Here is a 22,944-nt window from a genome sequence, read left to right as displayed (position 1 = left end):
ATATGGCTTGAGTCATGTGGCCTTAAGTTTATCGGTTTGCATTGGGACTAGAGGTGTGGAAAAGGCATTGAGCTTCTTGTTGTGGACGATGAACTGGCTGCATTGCAGTGTTCCGGTGAAGCAATGCGTGCGAGTCTAGTCGAGATTGGTTTTTGATCGAATCGCTTTAGCCTTGTCTGTTCACTGCAATCGAGGCCGAACACCATTGACACAGTCGTCGTGAACTTAAGCACTCTCGTACAGTGCTCGTGCTTCACTTCATTCAATGAGTTACCATTTCAGAGATGTAAGCAAAATGAAGTCGGGATGTTTTATGAGTGTTGATGTTTGGTTCGCATATGTTGCTGCATCGTTGGTGCTGACAGCGACACCGGGCCCAAGTGTTTTTCTTGGTATCGTTCATTCCATTAATTACGGTGTGAGAAGAACCATATTTACCGCCCTTGGGGATATTAGCGCTAATTTCATTCAAATGATTTTGGTTTCGATTGGTTTGGGAGTAATTATTGCTAATTCTGAAGCGGCCTTTGATGTGATTAAGTGGTTGGGCGCGGCAACCCTGTTTTATATGGGGGTGAAGATGTTGTTTGCTTCAGAAAGTAAGTTCAAAAGGGATGATCATTTAGAAAACGTTTCAAATTCTAAACTCTACGTGTCGGGTTTTATGGTGGCAGCTGGCAATCCCAAAGCGATCGTGTTTTTTACTGCCTTTTTTCCTCAATTTATTGATACTACTCAGCCAGTGTTTTCGCAAATGGCTATTATGTGTCCTACTATGGCATTATTAGATTTTACGATGGTGATGTTATATGCCTTCTCTGCAAATAAGGTTTTGCGTGCAGGAAAAGCAAGATTAAATGTAGTGAATCGAATTAGTGGTGGTATTTTAGTCGGCGCATCAGGGGCTCTCGCCTTAAGTAGCCGTTAAGTCCTTATTCTCGGGTGAAGGTATTAAACCTTCAGACTTGCAGCTGGTCGATGCTCTGACGATTCATTGTGGTTACAATCTAGTGAGTGTCGAAGTCGCTCTGAGCCTCCCTTGGTCAACATCTATGTACTTGTGGCGCGACAGCAAACAGCGAGCCACTAAGCCTCGGCGGAAATGGAGTGATTTGAGCGGGTTCATCAGCCAGATGGTTATCGTAGACTAGAAATTCAAGCTGTTTGTAAAGACACTCGCGAAGTATGTCTGGTTTACGTTTACGGTAATCCTGAGGAAATGCTGTAAGCCGAAGATGTTGCTATTGGCTTAGCGGGTGAGTCTCTGCTAGAACATGCCAAGCTCTACCGCTGCGCAGTTTAAATGGTGAGTTAAGAGGGGTCAGTGGATCTTGATTAGTTTCCTTTGAATTGGGGATGTCGTCGTTATATCGACTCTGATTTTGGATGATAGAGATCTACTTATGGTCTTCTTTTTAATGGATGGTTAGGTGAAAATTTACGGAAGAACGACATCATTTAATGTTCAAAAAGTTTTGTGGTTTCTTGAAGAGCTAGGCAATTCTTATCAGCATATTGAATTAGGGGGGCGATTTGGTGGATTAGATGCCGCTGAATTTTCAAAACTAAATCCGATGAAGAAAGTTCCTGTCCTGATTGATGGTGATAAAGTGATTTGGGAATCACACAGTATTTTGCGGTATTTGGCCGCGAGTTACGGTTATCCTCAATGGCATTCTCAAGATCCTTATCAGTGTTCTTTATACGAGCGCTGGATGGACTGGTCACAGGTACTTTTCCAGCCCGCGTTTATGGGAACATTTTGGGGGTATTATCGAATGCCAGTAAACCAACGGAATATGGTGGAGGTTAATCATCAATTACAAAAATGCGAGGCATGTTTAAATATTCTTGAGCAAAGGCTCAATGAGAGTCCGTATTTAGCTGGTTCATCGCTTTCACTTGGCGACATTTGTGTTGGCTCTATTCTTTATCGCTTAACATCCCAAGGATTAGAGATAACGCTCCCGCCCAAAGTGACACAATGGTATCAACGCTTAAGATGTCGGCGTGGTTATAAAAAATGGATCATGAGTGATTTTAGCGAGCTGAAAGCGCGTGAAGCGTATTAACATTCAGTTTATTTAAGCTGGCGCTGGTTAAACTGTTAAATCGTGATTAAGTGAGTGCCACAACTAGGTGCGAGCCCTGAGTAGGGACATGATTTTAAGAAGATGAGTCTGATCGCAGCAAACTATCTATAGGCGAAGTGAATGGCGGATGTGTATGCTGTCAGTTTTGGCCCCGCAACAGTCAGCTGAATTTTCGCTGACTGCGATAGCGGATACGGCTTAAGTTTACTCCATCCAAAGATCCCAGAAGAAACGTCCGGAAATAATCTTATCGATATAATAATGATACTCATCGGAAGCTAAGTCCGTTTGCATTTCTGCATCAACTTGATTTTTGTCGTAGACAGCATCAGACATTGCGATGATCGAAGTGCCAAGATCTGCATCTAAACGCATGATTTGATGCTGCACGCTATAAGCTTGCCATTCTGTGAGGTCTTCACCATTCGGCGAGTCGGTATGCAGGAAGTTGCCTATATATGCCATCATTGCAGCGCTTAGAGCATCACGTCCTGGTTGGTTTTCGTCGAAATAGAACGCGCCATTGAACCACTGATTCATACCACTACTCCATTGACCCGTTATAAAGTCCATGTCAGCGCCGTGAGTCGCGGATAAACCAAGCGTGTCTGCTGGTGATTTCACCACGCCAGACCTTGTGCCCCAAGCAAAACGGTAACCAAATACCGGAGGCTGGTCTGGATTCCCTACCAGTTGGTCGGCTACATTTTCCACATTGAATGCCGCGTAGATGTTGCTGCCGTAATGCATTGCGGTGCCATAAGAGTCCAGTAAATCGGGATCTTGCGATCCTCTAAGTAATGGGGCAAATTCAGGATCGGTTAGCGCAAAAATAGCAAATTCTTGTTGCGCGCTGCCCAGCATCACCGGAACTTTGTTGTAGTGACCGGTTTTAAGTACTTCAAAACCCTCAGCAGGGAGTACATAGCCATCTTTAAACAAGTGTGGGAAAGGTGCCATTTTGATCGGTGCTGGGCCATATAAAGCGAGAAATTTATCTGCTTCTTGCGCTCTTAAGTAAGCGGCAAAATCTTCGTGTTGAGTTATCCAGATCATGGCATCTGCTTGGTTATCTGCCTCGCCATTATTGATGACTAGCTGGATCACGGCTTGTTGTGCGATAGCGTCACCAGCACTTGTCTCGGAAGTGGTCATGCCGCCACTGAGTGCCAATATTTTATGGAATAATCCACTGGCAAGGGGCGAGATCATCAGTGCCAGTGTATCTCTCGCACCAGCAGATTGACCGGCTAGGGTCACGTTACCGGGATCGCCCCCGAAGCTACTGATGTTTTGATTCACCCATTTCAGCGATTGAATAATATCAAGCAGACCAAAGTTGCCAGAATCACTCGCCAGATCGCCACTTTTTAACGCCGGATGTCTAAACCAGCCTATGGCCCCTAAGCGATAATCGATTGATATCACGATACTGTTTGTCGCTTCAGCTAACTTGTCACCAATAAACTCTTTTGGTGATCCGCTTCGATTGCCGCCGCCATGGACAAACAGCAACACTGGTAAGTCTTTGTCTGCCGTGTTGGGACGCCAAATATTCAGGTACAGGCTATCTTCACTGCCTGTCGCATTCTCGGAGTTATCTCCTTGTATTGACCCATCTTTAAATGCTTTTGCCTGCAAAGTGCCATGCCATGCTTCAGGGCTTTGCGGAGCTTTCCAGCGCAATTCACCGATGGGGGGCTGAGCGTAAGGGAGCCCTAGCCAGCCAATGGTGTTATTTTCTTGGCTTTCGAAACCTTCCACAAAACCATATTGGGTTTCTTGTAGTGCGACACCTTGGTAAGGAAATGTTTGCGAGTGATCATCATTACATCCTGCCATTAATATGGCGATGAGTAAGGCGGCACATAAGTGTATTATTTTGCGTGCACAGAGTTTCATAACTTGTCCTATTCAGTCGAGTTTATGTTTTTAGTTTTGCTCGACTATATCTGGCGAAAAGAGGTAAGTGTTTACAATATGGTGCGAGTAATTAGTTAAAGGGTGCGGCTTTGTTGAAGTGTGAGGGGGCTGTGATTGTTACGATAACTTACAAAGTGTTACCATAAATCGTGAGTATCATCTCCGTTTATTTAAGGCTATGTTTTGCTTCTTTGCTTCTTTGCTTCTTTGCTTCTTTGCTTCTTTGCTTCTTTGCTTCTTTGCTTCTTTGCTTCTTTGTAGCTTTGCCTTTGCCGCGTTAGTGACCAGTATGGACCTATTTGTGGCGCATCAATTTATTTTCTTTTTGGATGCCATGTGGGGGCTTGACGGCGGCCAAGGGATGTTATTCAAAATCATCTAACAGATTATTTTTTGTTTAAATTCAGGTAAATAGCGAGTGTCTTTGATTGTAATTATCGGTTACCATAATTCCTTTTTAATAAGACGCGCTTAGTCAATTCTGGCGTTAATGATTAAAAGGGATAAACATGAAAGTTGCGATGATTGGTTTGGGTGATATCGCCCAGAAAGCCTACCTACCGTTTATAACTCAATTAGCCAAGCTTGATTTAGTATTCTGCACCCGTAATACAGACACGCTCAAACAGTTGTCAAAAACCTTTCGGGTGGCGGAGTATTGTCAGGATTATCGAGAGTTGCCTCGTTTTCAGGTCGATGCGGTAATGATCCATGCCGCGACTCCGGCACATGCTCAAATCGCGACTTTTTTTTTAAAACAGGGCATTCCAACCTTCGTTGATAAGCCATTGAGTGACAGTGCCATCGAAGTGGAACAGCTCTATGAGCTAGCAGCCCAAAAGAGACTGCCACTTTATTTGGGGTTTAATCGGCGTCATGTTCCTTTGTTTAACCAATATATTCCGGAACTCGCTCAAGCTAATATTGGCAGTTTGCAGGCCTTGCGTTGGGAAAAAAATCGTCATCACCTACCGGGCGAGATCCGCAGCTTCATTTTTGATGATTTCATTCACCCGCTTGATAGTGTCAACCTTGCCGCCAAGGCTGATCTGGATGATGTCTATCTGACTTGGCAAATGCAGGGCGAGCAGTTAGCTCGGATTGATGTGCAATGGCAAACTGGGGCGTGTTTATTCCATGCTTCGATGAATCGCCAATTTGGTCAAACTTCGGAACGGCTGACCGCTTGTTATGAAGATCGCGCATTCGAATTTAATTCCTTTACCGAAGGCAAGTATTGGCAAAACAATATCGAGACTAAACTGATGCAAAAGGACTGGGTGCCAATGCTTGAGAGTAAAGGTTTTGCTGCGATGGTCGACGATTGGTTGACTGTGGTTGCCAAGGGGCAACTTTCTTCTGCCATTATCGAAAGAAATATTGCGACTCACCGTCTCGCGGATCGCTTGTGTGAAAAGTTGAGTCTTAAAAACTGTGACTGATTCGAATTAAACATCATTGAAGGAAGGCCTTGCTCTGGTCATTGGTCTTCCTGTTAACTTTATTAGGCTAAATATTGGAAATAGTATTGGTTCGTCATGGAAAGCCCAGTGCTGCAGTTTACCCGAAACTCTCTGCGGCTGGCTTTGTGGCTTGGGTGAGAAAATACCATCACTCAGGATTGCTGGTTGATAGTCTGCCGCCACAACAGCTAAAGTCACAGCTTGAGTCGCATTATGTGGTTGGTAGTGATCTTAAACGAGCCGTGGAATCGGCGATTCGTTGTACAGACCAACCTCCCAAAACCTATAAACTCTTTAGGGAAATGGAAATTCCTCGCTATAAACTGCCGTTTACAATCAAAGCAAATTATTGGCTTTATCTAAACCGCTTGTTATGGACGATAGGGTTGAAGGGGCCTTTCGAATCTTATACCGAAGCGAAACAGCGCGCTTATTTGGCCGCTGAGTTGGTCATATGTTTAGCCGAAGAGCATCAAAAGGTGGCAGTGTTTGGTCACGGTTACTTACAATTTTTTATGCGTAAGCAGCTGGTTAAACGCGGCTGGAAGTTGCAGGCAAGCAGCTCTTCTCATTGGGGGCTGAGTCGCTTAACCGCTCCCAATGATGCCAGAGCAAATCACCAGTGAGAATTTGGCTCGTTTAAGCACGCTTATCGCTTGACTCATTATTTCGAATGCGTGCCGCGAGGCCCTGTCTGTTCAGCTTGTTGGCTGCTCTCTTGGGCAGCTTTAGATGCTCACGATGAGCGTAACGCTGCCATTAGGTTTGCGATTTTGTTAGCGTATCAGTAGCAAGTTACGGGTATCGGCTAGCGTTTCAAACAAATGGCGTTTGCTGGGTGAATAATAGAGCGCCTTGAGTCGAGCGCCGATGGCCAGTAGTCGTTGTTGTTCATCGTTATAAAGTTCGGCTTCAGCGGTGGCAATCCGCGCTTTGGCTTGACTTAAAACAGAAAGGGTATTGCTTGCAAAGTTGGCCGCATAACGTTGGTAAATGATGTTCATTGCTTTTAAGCGCTGCTCACTTTTACTACTTTCTGAACCATCGCGCATTAGGTAATGGCAATCGCAGTGATTACTGACCGCGACTGGACCATGTAAGGCTAATTTTAACCATAGATCCCAATCCTCGGCTGAAGGTAAATGTTCATCAAAAGCGAAACAGCGGCGTAAGGCTGAGCGTGAGGCCATCACTGTGGAGGTTCCCACCACATTCTCAGCAAATAGGCTTGCGGCGGCATCGTTCTTAATGCGATAGCCTAGCGTTTGTTGTCGTTGATCTTGGTAATTTGGCCAAAATTCGAAACAGGTGCCACGGTCTTCTCCCTTGGGCCCAATGTGGCGATAATCGGTAAAGCTAAAACTTAACTCTGGATGCGCCTGATGAAAAGCAATTTGACGTTGCAACTTGCCTTCCAACCACCAATCATCCGCGTCAAGAAAGGCAATTAGTGGTGCTTTCGCCGCATCAATGGCCACGTTTCTGGCATGAGCGGGGCCATTGCCCTGCTGTTTAATACAGACTAAGTTGCTGAGCGTCGCTTGCTGGCTTTGCAACCACTGCCAGGTGCCGTCGTTAGAGTTGTCATCCACTACGATGATCTCAAGATCTGTAATGGCTTGCAGTTGAACACTGATGAGCGCCTGTTTTAAATAGGTTAAGCAGTTGTAGCTGGGAATGATCACCGAACATATAGGCTGCGCGAAATTGGCTTGAACAAAGTGCTTAGCTGAAGGCATGTTGTTGTCCTTGGTACTGAGTTTGCTTATAGCTTGGTATAAGCATGACTTATGCCATAGAGAGAAGTGTGATGTTTTCAGAGTCTCCAAGCCGTACCCCGTGTCCTCGTCATGTGAGCCAGTTATTGCTTGGTTGCATGGTTTGCCTATTACTGGGATTGGTATGGATAAAATTTTCTAACCCACTGATCCCCATAATATTATCTTTGATTCCTGTGGTGGTGGTAGTGGTCATTCGCCAGCCATTTTGGGTCGTGTTGGGCTTCGTTTGTTTCTCTTTTTTCCGCTTACATGAGGCTTTTCCTGCGCTCTACGCATTACGCATTCCGCAGCTTTTGGCGCTTGCTTCTTTGGCCAGTTTAGCTTGGCATTTAGCTTTGTCTCGCAAATTGCAAATCTATTGGAGTCGCGAATTGAGCTGGTTATTGGCCTTTATATTGTTGTGTGCCATTGGGGTTATTTTTGCCAGTAGCCGACCCGTTGCGATGGCCTATTTTAATGGGGTCTTTAGTAAAATCGGTTTGATGACGGTGGCGATTGCTTGGTTGTTACGTCGACCTGAAGACATCGTTAAAGCGGCTATTGCCTTCTTCTGCTGTGGTTTGTTGATCTCGATAGTTGCTTTGCAAAATGCCGCCGCGGGTGTCGAAATGGTGGAGGGGACTCGCGTTACCATTGGTCGCTCAATGGGCTCGGTGCTGGGAGATCCCAATGATTTAGCCTTAACGCTGTTGTTTCCTTTAGGTTTTGCCATGGCTTTCAGTTTAAAACGTGGAAATTGGCTGCTACGGCTATTGGCTATTGCCAGCATGCTGGCGCTCATCATGGCAATCTTGGCCACCCAGAGTCGTGGCGGCTTGCTGGGGATCGCAACCATTAGTGCTGTATTTGCTTGGCGTAGAGTGAAGAACAAGCTGTTGCTGCTGTGTTTGGGGGGATGTGCGATGGCAATTTTATTTGTATTGGCGGGGGTGTCTGAGCGAAGTTCTGGTGGCGCGGCGGAGTCGGGGATTGATGAATCGTCAATGGGGCGGATCTATGCCTGGCAAGCAGCCTTTAAGATGGCGCTGTATAATCCGATCACTGGTGTGGGGATTGATAATTTTTATGCTAATTATTACTTCTTTTCAAATCACTGGGACGGTAAAAATCATGCGGTTCATAGCACTTGGTTTGGCGTATTGGCCGAAACGGGCTTCTTGGGATTTGCGGTTTTTTGTACGCTCATCCTTAAGATCTGCCGTTTGGCGCAGCGTAATCTGCAGCAATTGAGTGCTTGTATTGAGCCGCGAAACTTGGGTTTGCAGGCTTGTGCTGAAGGAGTATTGGCCGGATTGTTGGGCACGATTGTATCGGGTACTTTCTTAACCCAAGGGTTTACCTGGCCTGTGTATATTTTCACTGGCTTGGTGGTGGCCATGGCGCAATTACTTAGACAAGCTTTGCAGAATGCAAAATCCAGCTAGAGACAAATCCTATGACTACATTTATCTAACCTAACTCACTGAATTAAATGCCTAATACCTTATTGGTCCGGCTTTTGCTGTATTTCTTGTTATGACCCGTTGATTATTTCTGCAGTGACTGGGCAAGGTGGCGCTGCGGTAAAGAGGATAGGCTTATGTATAACGTATCGATTATTGTCCCTGTCTATAAATCAGAACAATACTTGGCGACCTGTCTTAGCTCGTTAGCCAACCAAAGCTTGGCGCACATTGAGGTAATAGTGGTTATCGATGGCTCGCCAGATAACTGTGCCGCGATTGCTGGTGAATTTTGCTTAGCGTATCCAGAACGCTTTCGAAAGATTGTATTAGAGCAAAATGTGGGGGTATCGATGGCGCGAAATATTGCCATGCAATCAGCCCAAGGTGAATTCATTGGTTTTGTCGATAGCGACGACTATGTTGAGGCCAATATGTTTGAACTGATGTTCTGTAAGGCTTTGCAAAGTCAGGCTGATGTGGTCAGTTGCCAGATGCGCAGCTTTGAGGTGAATGATAACCACACCTTTTACCAGCTATTACCGACCCAAGAATATTATGACGATACCTATGTCACTAATAAGTTATTTCGACGAGCTTACCTTGTTTCAAAACAGATTAACTTTTATAGCAATGTAATTTTTGAAGATGAGCCCTTCGCATATACCGCGCGCTTTGCCACTGAGCATATCGCTCAGGTGAAGCAAGCACTCTATAACTATCGGATGAGTCCTCAAGGCTTGTGCCGAGGTGATAACCATGGCCGTTTTAACCTTTATGATAAGCAGTTGATGTTGGCTAGATTTCTAGCCGACATGGAGCGGCGTGGGGCGATAGCCGGCCACGCAGAGGATTTGCTGCGTTGCTTAGCCAACCATGCCCTCAGTGCCTTGTACTATAAGATATCGGCGATCGACCTGGTGGGATTTTTCAGTTTTATTGACCATTTGGTAGAGAAGTACAAGCTGCTGAGTTTGTGTATCTCGATACCGCAAGATTACAAAGTGAGTCGTTATTTAAAATTTCGAGGCTCTGCTTTGAGGATTGCTTTGCTGAGTTACTGGGTGAAAAGTCGCGAAGCAAAACAGCACTTTGTCGATAGCTTACAACTTGCGCAATTTATGCCTCAGGGAGTGAAATAATGCCAGTACTTACCAGTTCTGCGCCGATGGTATCGGTGATTGTTCCGGTGTTTAATACCGAAGCTTATTTGTGGCAATGTTTAAATAGTTTAAGTGAACAAATCCTCCAATCTATAGAAGTGATAGTGGTGATTGACGCCTCACCTGACGATTCCTATCAGTTGGTTCGAAAGTTTAGTGCGCAAAGTTCATTGGCGATCACCTTGCTTAATTTAAAAAGCAATGTTGGATTGGCACAAGCAAGAAATATTGGGATCAAACATGCCCAAGGTCGTTATTTGGCTTTTGTCGATAGCGATGACTTTGTTGCCAAAGCAATGTATGCAGATTTATTACAGCAGGCTTTGGCTCAGGATGCAGACTGGGTGAGCTGTGGTTTTACTAAGTTTTCTGAGCAACATGTAGAGCAGTACCAGCATCGTGAAATTATTGAAAATACTTCAGTGTGCAATAAGCTATTTAAGCGTCAGTTTGTATTACAACACGCGCTTGAATTTCCGGTAGGAGAGTGGTTTGAAGATGAAATATTTTCTTATATGGCGGAAATATTAGCCACCAAGGTGTGTCATGTTGAGCAGCCTCATTACCACTATCGACATAACCCTCAAGGGATCTGCCGCAAGCCGGGCGCCGATAAACAAAGGTTGCACGCGCGAATGTGCTCCATTGCTGATTTTATGCAGCGGATCGAACTGGCCAACTTAACTACGGTGGCTGCGCCGCTCTGTTTACAAATGCTTTGTCGGCATGCTTTTTTACAGCTGCGCACCGATGTGAGTTGGAGTGATTTGCTGTGTTACTGGCGCTTCACCCGCCATTTGATCGATAAATACCGCTTGATGAACGCCTTTGAGCCAATGGCCAAAGATTATTTTGTTGCCAGTTATATCAAATGGCATAAGCGAGAATGGGCTTTGTGGTTGTTGCGTCTTCGAGCGGGGAAGGCCAACTATGCTGTGGAATAAATTGCTTGCGCTGAAACAGTCCACTCAAGAAATGGGCATCTATGGTTTATTGATGTTGTTACAAAAGGGAGCTGGTCTGATGATGTTACCAGTGACTACCCATTATTTGAGCTTGGCTGAGTATGGTTTGTTAGAGAGCTTAGTGGTGATTTTTTCCTTATGCTCCTTGTTGGAAATTAGCGCTGGTGCATTGCCTCGTTTTTACCCAGATTGCGAGGATGATGCTGGTCGTCAACGTTTGTTGTCGTCATCAGTACTACTCAGCCTCTGTTATGGCTTGGTATTAGCCTGTTTAACCGTGAGCCTGCTGGCTCATCTACCCTTTGCTATTTTTGATACACTCGTTACGGTGCAGTGGTGTTTGATTGCAGCAGTCATTACCTTTTCTATTGGACTGCAGCCTCTGATGATTTGGTTGCGTATTGAAATGCGCGCCGTGAGCTACTTTTATTTAGTTATTTGCCAAACGGCTGCACAAGTGCTGATCACCTTCTGGGGATTGAAACACGGTTGGGGAATCGATTCGGTGCTCATCGCCAGTGCTTGCGCTAATGCTTTGGGTTTAGCGATTGGGCTAGGCTGCTGTCGAGCGCAGCTCAAACTGAAATTAGACTTTTTTTTGGTGAAACAAACCCTAACTTATCAAGTGTGTTTAATTGGTGCGTCGTTATCACTGTTTGTGATGCATGGCCTAGATCGCTTATTACTGGCTGAGTGGCTAGGGAGTGAGACCTTAGCCCGTTATGCGATTATGATTAAAGTGGTGGAGGCCACCGCACTCGGGTTTGGTATTGTAGAAAGTTGGTGGTTACCCCGTCGTTTTAAGGTTTTAAAGCAACAAAATGGGCCGCAACAAGTATTACAAATTCATCAGCGCTTGCTATTGATTATTTTCAGCTTGCTATTATTAGCCATGATTTTTGCTCCACCGCTGTTACCCTGGGTTTTACCCAGCGATTATTTGCAGGGACTGATTTGGTTGCCGTTAATGCTGCTGGCGTTGGGTTTTAAACTTGCGACCTCGGTGACCGATATCGGATGTTATTTACCGAATAGTCCGGTTTGGTTACCACGCATTAATGCATTAGCCGCGGTGTTTGCCTTGGTTCTGTATTATTGTTTGATCCCTCGTTGGGGAGTATGGGGTCTAGTGGTTGCTAGCAATTTGGTGTTTGCCGCGCGATTCATCCTGTTCACTTGGGTCAGTTTACGCTTACAGCCGCTCGCTTATCCCTTAGCTCGTTTATTGTTTAGCTTTATACCTCCTTTAGTTGTATTCGTGTTATTGCCATTTGTCGCGGGCTCACTATGGTTTTACCTGCTACCTCATTTGGCCTTATTCTGGTTATTTGTGGCCAGTACCCGTCTAATAAGCCTACGTGCAAGGACTTTGGTTTGTGATTAGGAGCTCTTGACCTCTTGTGGCTGATGTTCGTTATTGAATTCTACATTTTTATCGCCTGAGCGCGTTTTGTTGATGGTTTGCAAGCTTGGATGAGCGAGATCTCGCTGGTTTGTGCACCCATCCGCCTAATTCCGCGGGTCTTTAAAGGAGGATTTTCATTTTGCAAAAATCACTAGAATAATCATATAAGCATATGTATCTAAAGGTTTTATTTTTTTTGGCATGGTAGCTGCAATAACCATCTATAGAAACGCAAAATGCAATATTGCCGATGGGGAAAACAGCATGACAACGACTTATATACAACGCACCAAGCTTTGGCTCAAGCAAGGGGAATCGCCAGTTGCGAGGCAGCTATTTCGAGTCTTAAAGGCTTTCCGTTTATTTCAATTGCCTAAAGTGCCATTGCTATTTAGCGGTTTATATCGTCTGCATACCAGCTTAAGCGCGCTGTTGCAGGCTTGTGTTCGAGTGTGTTGGTGGACACCACTATTTAGAAGTAAAACGCAGGGGCCGTCTCGAGCGCTGTATCTATATGGCGGAATGCCGCTGCTCAGTGAAGGTTTGCAGGTGAGTTTGGGCAATCATTGTCGGATCTCGGGAGCCAGCACCTTTAGTGGGCGTTGCACCGCAGGACAAACGCCGCAACTCATCATTGCTAACAATGTGGATGTGGGATGGCAAACCACCATTGCGGTTGGAAGAGTTGTGAGCTTGGGTAATAACGTGCGGATTGCTGGACGTTGTTTTATCGCGGGCTATCCGGGCCATCCGCTTAATGCTAAAAAGCGGGCTCAGGGTTTGGCTGAAGAGGCCAGTCAAGTTGGCGACGTGATCTTGGAAGATGATGTTTGGCTCGCCACTGGTGTTTCGGTCATGGCGGGGGTGAGTATTGGCCGCGGTACCGTGGTTGCCGCAGGGAGTGTGGTGACCAAGAGTTTGCCAGCGAATGTGCTTGCGGCAGGGGTACCTGCCAAAGTGATTAAATCATTAGAGGAGTACTCATCATGAAACGCGACCTTATTGTATTTGGTGAAGACTGGCAGCGTCATCCAAGCAGCAGTCAGCATGTGATCACGGAGCTGGCCAAAGACCATCGTATTTTGTGGATTAATTCTATTGGTTTACGTCGCCCTCGTTTAAGCTGGCGAGATCTAAAACGATTGTTCGAGAAGGCTAAATCGATGCTGGGGAATCGTTATTCTCAGCATCAGGGCCAGCTTGGCAAGGCTGCAACGGGGGCCGCTAAACCGTCCAACATTCATGTGATGTCGCCAATTGCTTTTCCGGCGCCTCGTTCAACTTTGTTTCGTTGGATTAACCGCTGCTTATTAAAGGCGCAGGTCGCTCGGCAAGTGAGGCGGATCGGGATCAAGCATCCCGACCTTTGGCTGGCCCTGCCTACTGCCGTCGATCTCTTAGGTCACTTAAATGAGCAGCAAGTTATTTATTATTGTGGCGATGACTTTAGCGCCTTAGCTGGGGTTGACCATCAGCATGTGAGTCGCTGCGAACAACAGTTAGTCGCTAAAGCGGATCATGTATTGGTGGCTAGCGAAATGCTCAGAGCCAAATTTTCAAAAGACGCTAAGTTTGCTGCAAAAACGAGAATGTTGGCCCACGGCGTGGATTATCAATTATTTGTCCATCCATCCAACCCTGCACCCGCGCTCGTTAAAGAAGCGCGCCCGGTTGCCGGATTTTATGGCAGTATCGCAGCTTGGTTAGATATACAGCTGATTGTAAAAGTTGCCAAGGCCCTACCACAGTGGCGTTTCATCTTTATTGGCGATGTGCAAACCGATATATCGGCCTTTAAAGCGCTCCCCAATATTGAAGTGCATGCAGCGGTGCCACATGAGCAGTTGCCATGTTATGTCCAGCATTGGCAGGTTTCTTGGTTACCCTTTCGCAACTGTAAGCAAATTGCTGCTTGTGATCCGCTTAAATTGCGTGAATATTTAGCGGCGGGTCGGCCGATAGTGAGTACGCCTTTCCCGGCACTTAAGCCCTACTTGGGGATGGTGACTCAAGCGAAGGAGGTCCATCAAATTGTGCGAGCACTGGAAGATAGCTTACAAACGCCAATGGCTTTGCAGCGCCGCCGTACCTCTTTTCAGCGGATGTATGTACGCTCCGAGAGTTGGTATGAAAGAGCTCAGCAGGTGAATCAGTTATTGTCCTGTTAAATTGCTAAAACTGAGTAGAAGCAGCCTGGCTTTGAGCTTGTTAAACGAATCCAATACCTGACTGCTTATTGCTGATTTTGTGGGGGGAGTTGATGTTTAGTCGAGACGTAAACGCTGGGGTCGCAATAAACTCTCCGCCACAAGCTGGGTGGATAAGTCCAGTCGCAATGGCTGGCTCATCATGGTGAAGCCAATAATGCTTTGTAATATTGATTGACGAAGAGATTGTGTTGAGATCTAAAGATCCACAATTTTCACATTTAGCTCGATAGCCGTGTTGTTTTGACATGTCCAGTTCGGCGGCTAGGGTGAGTAGCATTTCAACACGGTTTCTTCTGGTTTGACGTAACTTCCTATTAAAGAGACGTTGCCAATAATTGGTCTTTAGCGTTTGTTCTAAGATAGAGACTTGCTGCACCAGGCTCGCCATGTCTTCAACGATGGCATCAATATCTCGAAACTTTTCGGCGTTTACTAAATGATTGCACTGTTGGCACCAGCCTAGGGTTTTTCGCAGAGGTATCGCTAAACCATGATGTAAATAAACTCGCCAAGCATTGACTTCCTTTGAGTGGGTGCAGCAATCACAGCGATTACATTGAATACGAGTTACAGCGAATGGCATTGAGCCTCCTAATTTATTGATATTTTTAATTGTGGTTTAAGTTTTGAATTTTGGAAATAGCGATAAGCTATTAATTCGCGACTTTGTTTGTTCGAGGCTGGGGATTGCTATAATATTTTCAAAAAACGCTGGAGAGAGAAAATGGCCAATATTCCAAATAATTATGCGAAGCTAGAACAGGGTTATCGAGAGAAAGCACTGAAATTGTTCCCATGGGTCTGTGGACGATGTGCACGCGAATTTCCTTATTCAAATTTACGAGAGCTAACCGTTCACCATATCGATCATGATCATACTCATAATCCCAACGATGGCTCAAATTGGGAGTTGTTATGTTTATATTGCCATGACCATGAGCATTCTAAATACACTGAAGCCGCACAATACGGTTCTAGCGTGGAAGCGGGCAGTGATCTAAAACAGGATTTGGCGACCAGTAATCCTTTCGCGAGTTTAAAGGCCATGATGGACCAAAAAAAGTAAGGTCAAGGCGAATTGAATGCTCAGATCTGTTCATTCCGAATTTAACTAGCAATGGCTTCTAACTAAATTTGAGATAATTCGTCGCGCTGAATGAAGCCCTAAGGGCCTGTTTAGCGTTAATTTTTCGGATCATAATCGGTGCTTGCTTGGTCAACTTAGCTTGATAAAAATTTTATATAGAATGTTGAGATAAGAATTTTGAATTGTATTTGATTGTAAAGTGCTTCTAATGCGCATTATTGCTGGTTTAACGGTGTTATATATCACCATAAGCCGCTTGGTTTGCCCTTCAAGTTGAGGTATTGCTAGGTTAGATAACAAATTTGCGTTGGCTATAAGGGCGGCTATGCTCAGTATTGGGCAGCGGAGAGTTAAACATTACGAAAATAAGCTAAATGCGGTATTTAAGGGGGCGAAAATGATAGTTCTGGAGTCATTTGTCGCTTTAAGGCTTAATTTGTCAGTTTTTTTTTAAGAAATTTCGCAATAAATCGCTCAAATACAGTTCACCCTCTCGCCTTGTGCGACAGTAGTGGTATACTCCCCGCCGAATTTGAAAAACAATTGATTAGAGTTGAACAATGGCTGATTTATCAAAATATAGAAATATTGGTATCTTTGCTCACGTTGATGCGGGTAAAACTACCACAACTGAGCGTATCCTAAAACTAACTGGCCAGATCCACAAAACTGGTGAAGTGCATGATGGTGAATCTACCACTGACTTCATGGAACAGGAAGCTGAGCGTGGTATTACCATTCAGTCTGCTGCAGTAAGTTGTTTCTGGAACGATCACCGCTTCAACGTTATTGACACTCCTGGACACGTTGACTTCACCGTTGAAGTATACCGTTCACTTAAAGTGCTTGATGGCGGTATCGGTGTATTCTGTGGTTCTGGTGGGGTAGAACCTCAGTCAGAAACTAACTGGCGTTATGCGAACGAATCTGAAGTTGCACGTATTATTTTCGTGAACAAACTAGACCGTATGGGTGCTGACTTCTACCGTGTTGTTAAGCAAACTCAAGACGTACTTGCGGCGAACCCGTTAGTCATGGTTTTACCGATCGGTATTGAAGATGACTTTACTGGTGTTGTTGACCTACTGAGCCGTAAAGCTTACATCTGGGATGACACTGGTCTTCCAGAAAACTACGAAATCACTGATATTCCAGAAGACATGCTTGAGAAAGTTGAAGAATATCGTGAAATGTTAGTTGAAACTGCGGTTGAGCAAGATGACGATCTAATGGAAGCTTACATGGAAGGTGAAGAGCCGACTATTGAGCAACTTAAGGTGTGTATCCGCAAGGGTACGCGTACCATGGATTTCTTCCCAACTTACTGTGGTTCCGCTTTCAAAAACAAAGGTATTCAGTTAGTTCTTGATGCGGTTGTTGATTACTTGCCAAATCCAACTGAAGTTGATCCCCAACCTTTGATGGACGAAGAAGGCGAAGAAACCGGTAAACACGCAATTGTTGCTGCCGATGATGAAACCTTCAAAGCTTTAGCATTCAAAATTATGGATGACCGCTTCGGTGCATTAACCTTCGTGCGTATTTACTCAGGTAAATTAAACAAAGGCGACACCATCCTTAACTCGTTCACTGGTAAAACTGAACGTGTTGGCCGTATGGTTGAAATGCAAGCCGATGACCGAAACGAACTTACTTCAGCTCAAGCTGGTGATATTATCGCCATCGTGGGTATGAAAAATGTTCAAACGGGTCATACCTTATGTGATCCTAAAGACCCATGTACTTTAGAACCAATGGTATTCCCAGTCCCTGTGATTTCGATTGCGGTTGCACCGAAAGATAAAGGTTCAACTGAGAAAATGGGTATTGCTATCGGTAAAATGGTTGCTGAAGATCCATCGTTCCAAGTTGAAACTGACGAAGATTCAGGTGAGACCATCCTTAAAGGTATGGGCGAACTTCACTTAGATATTAAAGTTGATATCTTGAAGCGTACCTACGGTGTAGACCTATCTGTTGGTCAACCACAGGTTGCTTACCGTGAAACGATTACTCAAGCAATTGAAGATAGCTATACGCATAAGAAACAGTCTGGTGGTTCTGGTCAATTTGGTAAAATTGATTACCGTATTAAGCCTGGCGAAGTTGGTTCTGGTTTCACCTTCACCTCTTCGGTTGTTGGTGGTAACGTTCCTAAAGAATTCTGGCCTGCAGTTCAGAAAGGTTTCCAAAGCATGATGGAAACAGGCCCATTAGCTGGCTTCCCATTACTTGATATGGAAGTTGAGCTTTATGATGGTGCTTTCCACGCCGTGGATTCATCAGCAATTGCTTTTGAAATCGCAGCGAAAGGCGCTTACCGTCAATCTGTGCCAAAAGCGGGTCCTCAATTACTTGAGCCGATCATGAAAGTTGACGTATTCTCTCCAGAAGATCACGTGGGTGATGTGATTGGTGATTTGAACCGTCGTCGTGGCATGATCAAAGACCAAGAAGCGGGTGTTACTGGCGTACGGATTAAAGCAGATGTTCCTCTCGCAGAAATGTTTGGTTACATTGGTTCACTACGTACCATGACTTCTGGTCGTGGTCAGTTCTCAATGGAATTCTCGCACTATGCACCGACACCACAAAACGTGGCTGAAACTGTAATTGCTGCAGAGAAAGAGAGACAAGCTAAGAAGTAAGCTAACTTTTTAGTACTAAGCCGCTCTTAAAGAGCGGCTTTTTTTTGTCTAGGATAAATATAATGAACGACCAAATTGTTACAGTTGTAGAATACTTATCTAATAAATAATCTGTTCATTCTTGCTGGTATAAATCACCGTTAACTGCGTGATGTATTTTGTAATTAGAGCCACTCGTTACTGTGTCTGATGCTTCGTTATCGGCAGATTTATTTCGCGCAACAAGTTGTTCATATGATCAATCAGATTGGTATAACCATAAGAATTTCTGTTGGCAATGTTGCCGTTTGCGCTTGCCTCACCATGCGCGCATTAATCAGCATAATCGATTTTAGAATTTAATTGAGCGGCGGCCGGTTTTGGCACTGGTTGCAATAACGGTTTGGTTTTGCTTCGGCGGAGTTGGAGCGGTAATACTTGATTGTTGTTGTGAGGGTTTAGCTTGCTCATCACAGACCACCACTAAATATTGACCGTTAAATTCGATGATGTCTCCAGCGTAGACTTTTTTTCGTTTACGTTGCTCTAATTCACCGTTTAGTCCTACATACCCTTCAGCGATGACCATCTTCGCTTCGCCACCACCATTGACCAAATTCCCAATTTTCAATACTTTGTATAGCTCGATAGGTTGTTGGCTAATCAGGACTTCAAGGGCTTCGACTTCAATTTCTTCCGTTGGTATACGTGATTCGGTCATCTTTTATTATCACTTAAGGGTTTTGCGTCAAAGTATGGCGATGCAAGTTGCGACGGTCAAGTGCAGTGATAAGGCGGTGTTTTGAAAGAAAACCTGAACTTAAGCTTTCTAGTTCATAGACCGATTCTTATAAATTAAAACAAGGGACTCTCGTGAAGCTAAATTTATTAGCCATATTTAGTCGATGTCGTTTATCTGTTGCGATAAATTGGCCTATTTTTTTGCTGATGAGCATTACACTGAAAGGCTGTGGTTGGATGCCCAAGGCATTGCAAACGCAGCAACAGTTTATTGATAATACGGTATTAGTCGATCCTGCCATCAAACATTATCAGCTAAAGGAAGATAACTTTAGTTTGAGTGTTCATAGTAATGGTGTCGCCCAACAGGCGGTTATGCTGTGGATCCATGGCACTCCTGGTTCGTGGGAAGATAGTGCTTATTTTATTAGCCAATCTCCTTTGCTCAGTAAAGTATTGGTGGTCAGTATTGATAGGCCGGGTTGGGGGCAGTCTCAATATTTGGATGTGGCTAAGCCGATCTCTGAGTTTTCACAGCAAGTTCATTATATTCGTCCGCTGATAAAGCAACTCAAGCAACAACACCCTGAATTGCCGCTGATTGTTGTGGGACATTCTTGGGGAGCCTCTTTGGCTCCTCTGTTAGCTAGCAGTAATGCTGAAGTCGATGGATTGTTGTTATTGGCTGGTGGTCTTAGTGCTGAACTAACTCAGCCGCGTTGGTATAATCGTTTTGCACGAAGTGGTGTTGGTCACTCGTTGTTAGGCCTTTTTGAGTTTGGTCAAGTGCTGAACCATTCGAATTTGGATATGTATGCCTTGGCAACTGGTTTACGCCATTCAGACCGCCTATTAGCGAGCTTAAAAATTCCTACCATTGTGGTTCAGGGTTCTAAAGATGATTTGGTTGATCCCAAAAATGCTGATTTTGCCGAAAGTCATTTAAATCCGAAGTACAGCAAAGTACTTCGTTTAGCCGATCAGGGGCACTTGTTACAGATTGAGCAAGTGGCGCTGGTAAGCCGATGTGTGTTAGCGCTGGCAGCGCAACAATTGCAACAATGCCACTCTTAATTATTCGCCTTGGATTGTTCATCTGTTAAATAAGCTGATTATTTCGATGAATAAGATTTATTTGTGCCTCCAAGTCTGTCGCTCGCTTTCTGAGGCCTCGTTGTGAAAGGTCATGTTATGATTTCTCTCTGAAAATGAATGGTTAAGTCCTTAAAATCACTTAAAAGACGTACGGCCCTGACTTAACGGTAATTAATCACGCATATTGCTTGCTTAATTCTAGGTAGGTAAATATCATCAATTTTTTGTAAATTAAAAATTAGACTTTTGTGGACATTTACTCTTAATGTTCTCAATAAATCGCTAAGTTGACCCTTATGGACAGTTTAAATGACTAGGAGTTGTCTCGTTGAAGTTACAGTATAGCGCATGTTATGTGCTTGGTTTGTTGACGGCCAGTGTGAGTGCTGTGGCTAATTCTCTTTCAAGTCTTGACTTAGAATCTTTAATGGACACAGACGTACAGGTGACGTCTGCAATGAAGCGCGCTCAATCAGCTTTTAGCACTGCTGCATCGATTTATGTTCTTCGCAAGCAAGATATTAGAGCCTCCGGAGCGGTTTCTGTCGCGGAATCGCTAAAGTTGGTTCCGGGGATACAAATAAGGCAGTTAGATAGTAATCAATGGGCGATTACTGCCCGTGGTGTTGCTGGCCGCTATACCAGTAAGTTATTGGTGATGGTCGATGGCCAGAGTGTTTATAATCCGATGTTCGCTGGCGTATATTGGGAAGCGTTGGATATCCCTCTGTATGATATTGAGCGCATTGAAGTTATTCGTGGTCAAGGTGGTTTATTGTGGGGAAATAACGCGGTTAATGGCGTGATTAATATCATTACCAAAAACAGTATTGATACACGAACGGCTTTGGTTCAGGTCAGTCGTGGTGATCAATTAAATTATGATGTTGATATGCGTTATGGTGACGACATTGGTAATGACGGGAGTTATCGAGTCTATGGCAGCATTCGCGATGCCGATACTTCTAAGCGTGGTTTAGATCTCACGGCGAATGATGATTCACAGCAGGGCTCCGCTGGTTTTCGCTTAGACATTGCTCCAAGTGATGATTTATCGATTTTGACTCAGTTTAGTTATACCCACACCAATATTGGACAAAATCTAAAAGCTTTGTCTCAAGAGGTGAACCAGAATACCTTTTATCAAGATCGTTTTAAACGTGATGATCTGCGCCTCATGGCTCGTTTAGAGCATCGCTTGTCGACCCGCTCTAATCAAATGTTACAGCTCTCTTGGGGACATCAAGATAGTCAGCAACTCTATTTGAATGAACATTTTAAGTCGCTCGATATTGACTACCAAATGAATTCTGCTTTTGGTGATCTGCAATTAGACTGGGGCTTGAACTATCGTAATAATGATTTGCCTTATGAAGAAAATTGGCTCATCAGTAATGATCGAGGAATAGATAATTTACGCTATTATGGAGCCTTCATTCAGGCTCAGTATGCTTTAGTGCCCAATCACTTGACGGTGATTTTTGGCAATAAATTGGAGCACAATAGCTTGACCGGTTGGGAGAATCAGCCTGCCGCTCGTTTGCTTTGGCAGCCGAGCGAGCAGCAAGTGGTTTGGGCTGCAGTTTCAAAAGCGGTACGGATCCCGTCTTTAACCGAATTCGATTCTGATTCTGCGGTGAACGGTAGTCGAGTGGCAGACTATTTTACCACTGGTATTGATGCGATTGATCAATATATGGTGCGCACTGTGCTCAATGGTAATCAATCGGTCCAACCCGAAAAGTCACGGTCTTACGAGCTAGGATATCGGTTTAGCAGACACAATTGGTCCTTTGATTTAGCTTTGTTCCACACCCAATCCAGAAATGTGATTGCAGTTACTCCGAATACTAACAGTATTGATATTGACAGTATTGCTAGTTTACTGGCTAGTGGGCAATTTGCAGAGGCGCAGCAGTTATTAACTGAGTCTCAGGTAGAGCTTGATATTGTGTCTAATGCAGATTTGAATACTAAAGGGGGAGAAGCGGTACTGTCATGGCGGCCGAATAGGCGCTTTAGAAGTGAATTTGGTTATAGTCAAATGGCATATCGTTATCGTTTGCAAGAGGGGACGAGTGAAGCGATTGGCTTTGATTCTGACAGCCGACAATTTTTTGTAAAGGCGGGTTGGCAGCTGTTTAAGCAACATTCACTGTTTGGTTTATTTCGTTCACTGCGTAGTGATGCCTATCGAACCGATAATTTTGATGCGCTGGATGTGACTTGGCATTGGCAGTTTTCCCCCCAGACTGGGTTATCTTTAAGTGGTAAAAACTTATTAGCCGGAGAGCACTTGGAATATAGAAATACTTCTGAAACATACACTCAACCACATTATATAGATAAAACAGTGGTGCTCAGATTGTCGGCTGAGTTCTAATCTAGATGGTTGCTGTTCTGGGTAAGCGTTGCCTGCTCACTTTGCTGTTGTTTTGTGGCTTGACTTTGTTTATGAATCAGGTTGAGGCCAGTGACACAGAAATCGCATTGAAAGCTGGCTTTACATTTAACTTTGCCCGATATAGCGAATGGTCGGGTCAAGCTGCGTTGCGCGGCTCGTTTCAGCTATGTAGTCCTGATTTGCATTTTGTAACGGTGGCTGAAGATATCTTGGCGGGGCAAACTGTACATGGTCTTCCTATTACCGTCAGTCATGTCGAATTGGTTCATCAAGCGATGTCCCAATGTAACTTGCTATTTGTAAGTGCAGCTTATCGAGCACCATGGCAAGCACTCGATAAGCATTTATTTCGACATACCATGTTGGTCGGAGAAACCGCTGATTTTATTAAGTACGGTGGACATATCCGATTTTTTTTACTATCCGGTAAAATCCGCTTCGAAGTCGCTCCTGATGCACTCAAAGAGGTTGGTATTGTGATGAGTTCCAAAGTATTGAGGCTCAGTCGAGTTATCAGTGAGGGGGCTCAATGAGAGCTTTTTTTC

General features: G+C 44.5%; 19 protein-coding genes. 15 read left to right on the top strand and 4 right to left on the bottom strand.

The features are described from left to right. Positions 1-313 precede the first annotated feature (313 nt). The gene (locus tag ACRRS0_RS13450) at positions 314-928 is read left to right on the top strand and encodes a LysE family translocator (protein ID WP_432452673.1); all 615 of its coding nucleotides are present in this window, start codon (positions 314-316) and stop codon (positions 926-928) included. 502 nt (positions 929-1,430) lie between these two features. Next, positions 1,431-2,072: a glutathione S-transferase family protein gene (locus tag ACRRS0_RS13445; RefSeq protein ID WP_432452674.1), complete on the top strand. Its 642-nt coding sequence runs from the start codon at positions 1,431-1,433 to the stop codon at positions 2,070-2,072. 225 nt (positions 2,073-2,297) lie between these two features. On the opposite strand, the gene ACRRS0_RS13440 is transcribed toward ACRRS0_RS13445, so the two are convergent. After that, complete coding sequence (locus ACRRS0_RS13440; RefSeq protein WP_432452675.1) at positions 2,298-3,995, bottom strand: carboxylesterase/lipase family protein; 1,698 nt, start codon at positions 3,993-3,995, stop codon at positions 2,298-2,300. Between the two features lie 530 nt (positions 3,996-4,525). On the opposite strand from ACRRS0_RS13440, the gene ACRRS0_RS13435 reads away from it, so the two are divergent. Together ACRRS0_RS13435 and ACRRS0_RS13430 are read left to right on the top strand one after the other, a co-directional pair. Beyond that, positions 4,526-5,458, top strand: coding sequence for a Gfo/Idh/MocA family protein (locus ACRRS0_RS13435; protein WP_432452676.1), 933 nt, complete (start codon positions 4,526-4,528; stop codon positions 5,456-5,458). Between the two features lie 74 nt (positions 5,459-5,532). Beyond that, positions 5,533-6,105 carry a hypothetical protein gene (locus ACRRS0_RS13430; RefSeq protein ID WP_432452677.1) on the top strand — a complete coding sequence of 191 codons (573 nt, stop codon included), beginning with the start codon at positions 5,533-5,535 and terminating at the stop codon, positions 6,103-6,105. Between the two features lie 150 nt (positions 6,106-6,255). Here ACRRS0_RS13430 and ACRRS0_RS13425 read toward each other — a convergent pair whose 3' ends face one another. Continuing rightward, positions 6,256-7,218 carry a glycosyltransferase family 2 protein gene (locus tag ACRRS0_RS13425; RefSeq protein ID WP_432452678.1) on the bottom strand — a complete coding sequence of 321 codons (963 nt, stop codon included), beginning with the start codon at positions 7,216-7,218 and terminating at the stop codon, positions 6,256-6,258. 44 nt (positions 7,219-7,262) lie between these two features. Here ACRRS0_RS13425 and ACRRS0_RS13420 point away from each other — a divergent pair, with 44 nt between their 5' ends. The 6 genes from ACRRS0_RS13420 (at position 7,263) to ACRRS0_RS13395 (ending at position 14,403) form a co-directional block, all read left to right on the top strand. After that, complete coding sequence (locus ACRRS0_RS13420) at positions 7,263-8,684, top strand: O-antigen ligase family protein (protein ID WP_432452679.1); 1,422 nt, start codon at positions 7,263-7,265, stop codon at positions 8,682-8,684. Positions 8,685-8,839: 155 nt separating this feature from the next. Further along, positions 8,840-9,844, top strand: a complete 1,005-nt coding sequence (locus ACRRS0_RS13415) for a glycosyltransferase family 2 protein (protein ID WP_432452680.1) — start codon at positions 8,840-8,842, stop codon at positions 9,842-9,844. Continuing rightward, the gene (locus tag ACRRS0_RS13410; RefSeq protein ID WP_432452681.1) at positions 9,844-10,809 is read left to right on the top strand and encodes a glycosyltransferase family 2 protein; all 966 of its coding nucleotides are present in this window, start codon (positions 9,844-9,846) and stop codon (positions 10,807-10,809) included. The genes ACRRS0_RS13415 and ACRRS0_RS13410 overlap by 1 nt, the downstream gene beginning before the upstream one ends. Beyond that, positions 10,796-12,214, top strand: coding sequence for a lipopolysaccharide biosynthesis protein (locus ACRRS0_RS13405; protein ID WP_432452682.1), 1,419 nt, complete (start codon positions 10,796-10,798; stop codon positions 12,212-12,214). Before ACRRS0_RS13410 ends, ACRRS0_RS13405 begins: the two co-directional genes overlap by 14 nt. Before the next feature lie 285 nt (positions 12,215-12,499). Continuing rightward, positions 12,500-13,225, top strand: coding sequence for an acyltransferase (locus ACRRS0_RS13400; RefSeq protein WP_432452683.1), 726 nt, complete (start codon positions 12,500-12,502; stop codon positions 13,223-13,225). Next, positions 13,222-14,403: a glycosyltransferase gene (locus ACRRS0_RS13395; RefSeq protein WP_432452684.1), complete on the top strand. Its 1,182-nt coding sequence runs from the start codon at positions 13,222-13,224 to the stop codon at positions 14,401-14,403. The genes ACRRS0_RS13400 and ACRRS0_RS13395 overlap by 4 nt, the downstream gene beginning before the upstream one ends. 40 nt (positions 14,404-14,443) lie before the next feature. Here ACRRS0_RS13395 and ACRRS0_RS13390 read toward each other — a convergent pair whose 3' ends face one another. After that, positions 14,444-15,028: a hypothetical protein gene (locus ACRRS0_RS13390; protein WP_432452685.1), complete on the bottom strand. Its 585-nt coding sequence runs from the start codon at positions 15,026-15,028 to the stop codon at positions 14,444-14,446. Positions 15,029-15,169: 141 nt separating this feature from the next. On the opposite strand from ACRRS0_RS13390, the gene ACRRS0_RS13385 reads away from it, so the two are divergent. Both ACRRS0_RS13385 and fusA read left to right on the top strand, forming a co-directional pair. Continuing rightward, positions 15,170-15,511, top strand: coding sequence for a YajD family HNH nuclease (locus tag ACRRS0_RS13385; RefSeq protein ID WP_432452686.1), 342 nt, complete (start codon positions 15,170-15,172; stop codon positions 15,509-15,511). Positions 15,512-16,092: 581 nt separating this feature from the next. After that, positions 16,093-18,180 (top strand): elongation factor G, encoded by a 2,088-nt coding sequence (fusA, locus tag ACRRS0_RS13380; protein ID WP_432452687.1) that lies wholly within the window; start codon positions 16,093-16,095, stop codon positions 18,178-18,180. A gap of 331 nt (positions 18,181-18,511) precedes the next feature. On the opposite strand, the gene ACRRS0_RS13375 is transcribed toward fusA, so the two are convergent. Beyond that, on the bottom strand, positions 18,512-18,880 hold the full coding sequence (locus ACRRS0_RS13375) for an RNA-binding S4 domain-containing protein (RefSeq protein ID WP_432452688.1): 369 nt from the start codon (positions 18,878-18,880) through the stop codon (positions 18,512-18,514). A gap of 152 nt (positions 18,881-19,032) precedes the next feature. On the opposite strand from ACRRS0_RS13375, the gene ACRRS0_RS13370 reads away from it, so the two are divergent. The 3 genes from ACRRS0_RS13370 to ACRRS0_RS13360 all read left to right on the top strand — a co-directional run bounded on the left by ACRRS0_RS13370 (position 19,033) and on the right by ACRRS0_RS13360 (position 22,932). Then, positions 19,033-19,974 carry an alpha/beta fold hydrolase gene (locus ACRRS0_RS13370; protein ID WP_432452689.1) on the top strand — a complete coding sequence of 314 codons (942 nt, stop codon included), beginning with the start codon at positions 19,033-19,035 and terminating at the stop codon, positions 19,972-19,974. A 349-nt stretch (positions 19,975-20,323) separates the two neighbouring features. Next, the gene (locus ACRRS0_RS13365) at positions 20,324-22,378 is read left to right on the top strand and encodes a TonB-dependent receptor plug domain-containing protein (RefSeq protein WP_432452690.1); all 2,055 of its coding nucleotides are present in this window, start codon (positions 20,324-20,326) and stop codon (positions 22,376-22,378) included. Positions 22,379-22,449: 71 nt separating this feature from the next. Beyond that, complete coding sequence (locus ACRRS0_RS13360) at positions 22,450-22,932, top strand: YfiR family protein (RefSeq protein ID WP_432452691.1); 483 nt, start codon at positions 22,450-22,452, stop codon at positions 22,930-22,932. Positions 22,933-22,944 lie beyond the last annotated feature (12 nt).

This window comes from Agarivorans sp. QJM3NY_29 (assembly GCF_050870835.2).
Classification (GTDB): domain Bacteria; phylum Pseudomonadota; class Gammaproteobacteria; order Enterobacterales; family Celerinatantimonadaceae; genus Agarivorans.
This window is presented reverse-complemented; position numbering and strand designations above follow the sequence as displayed.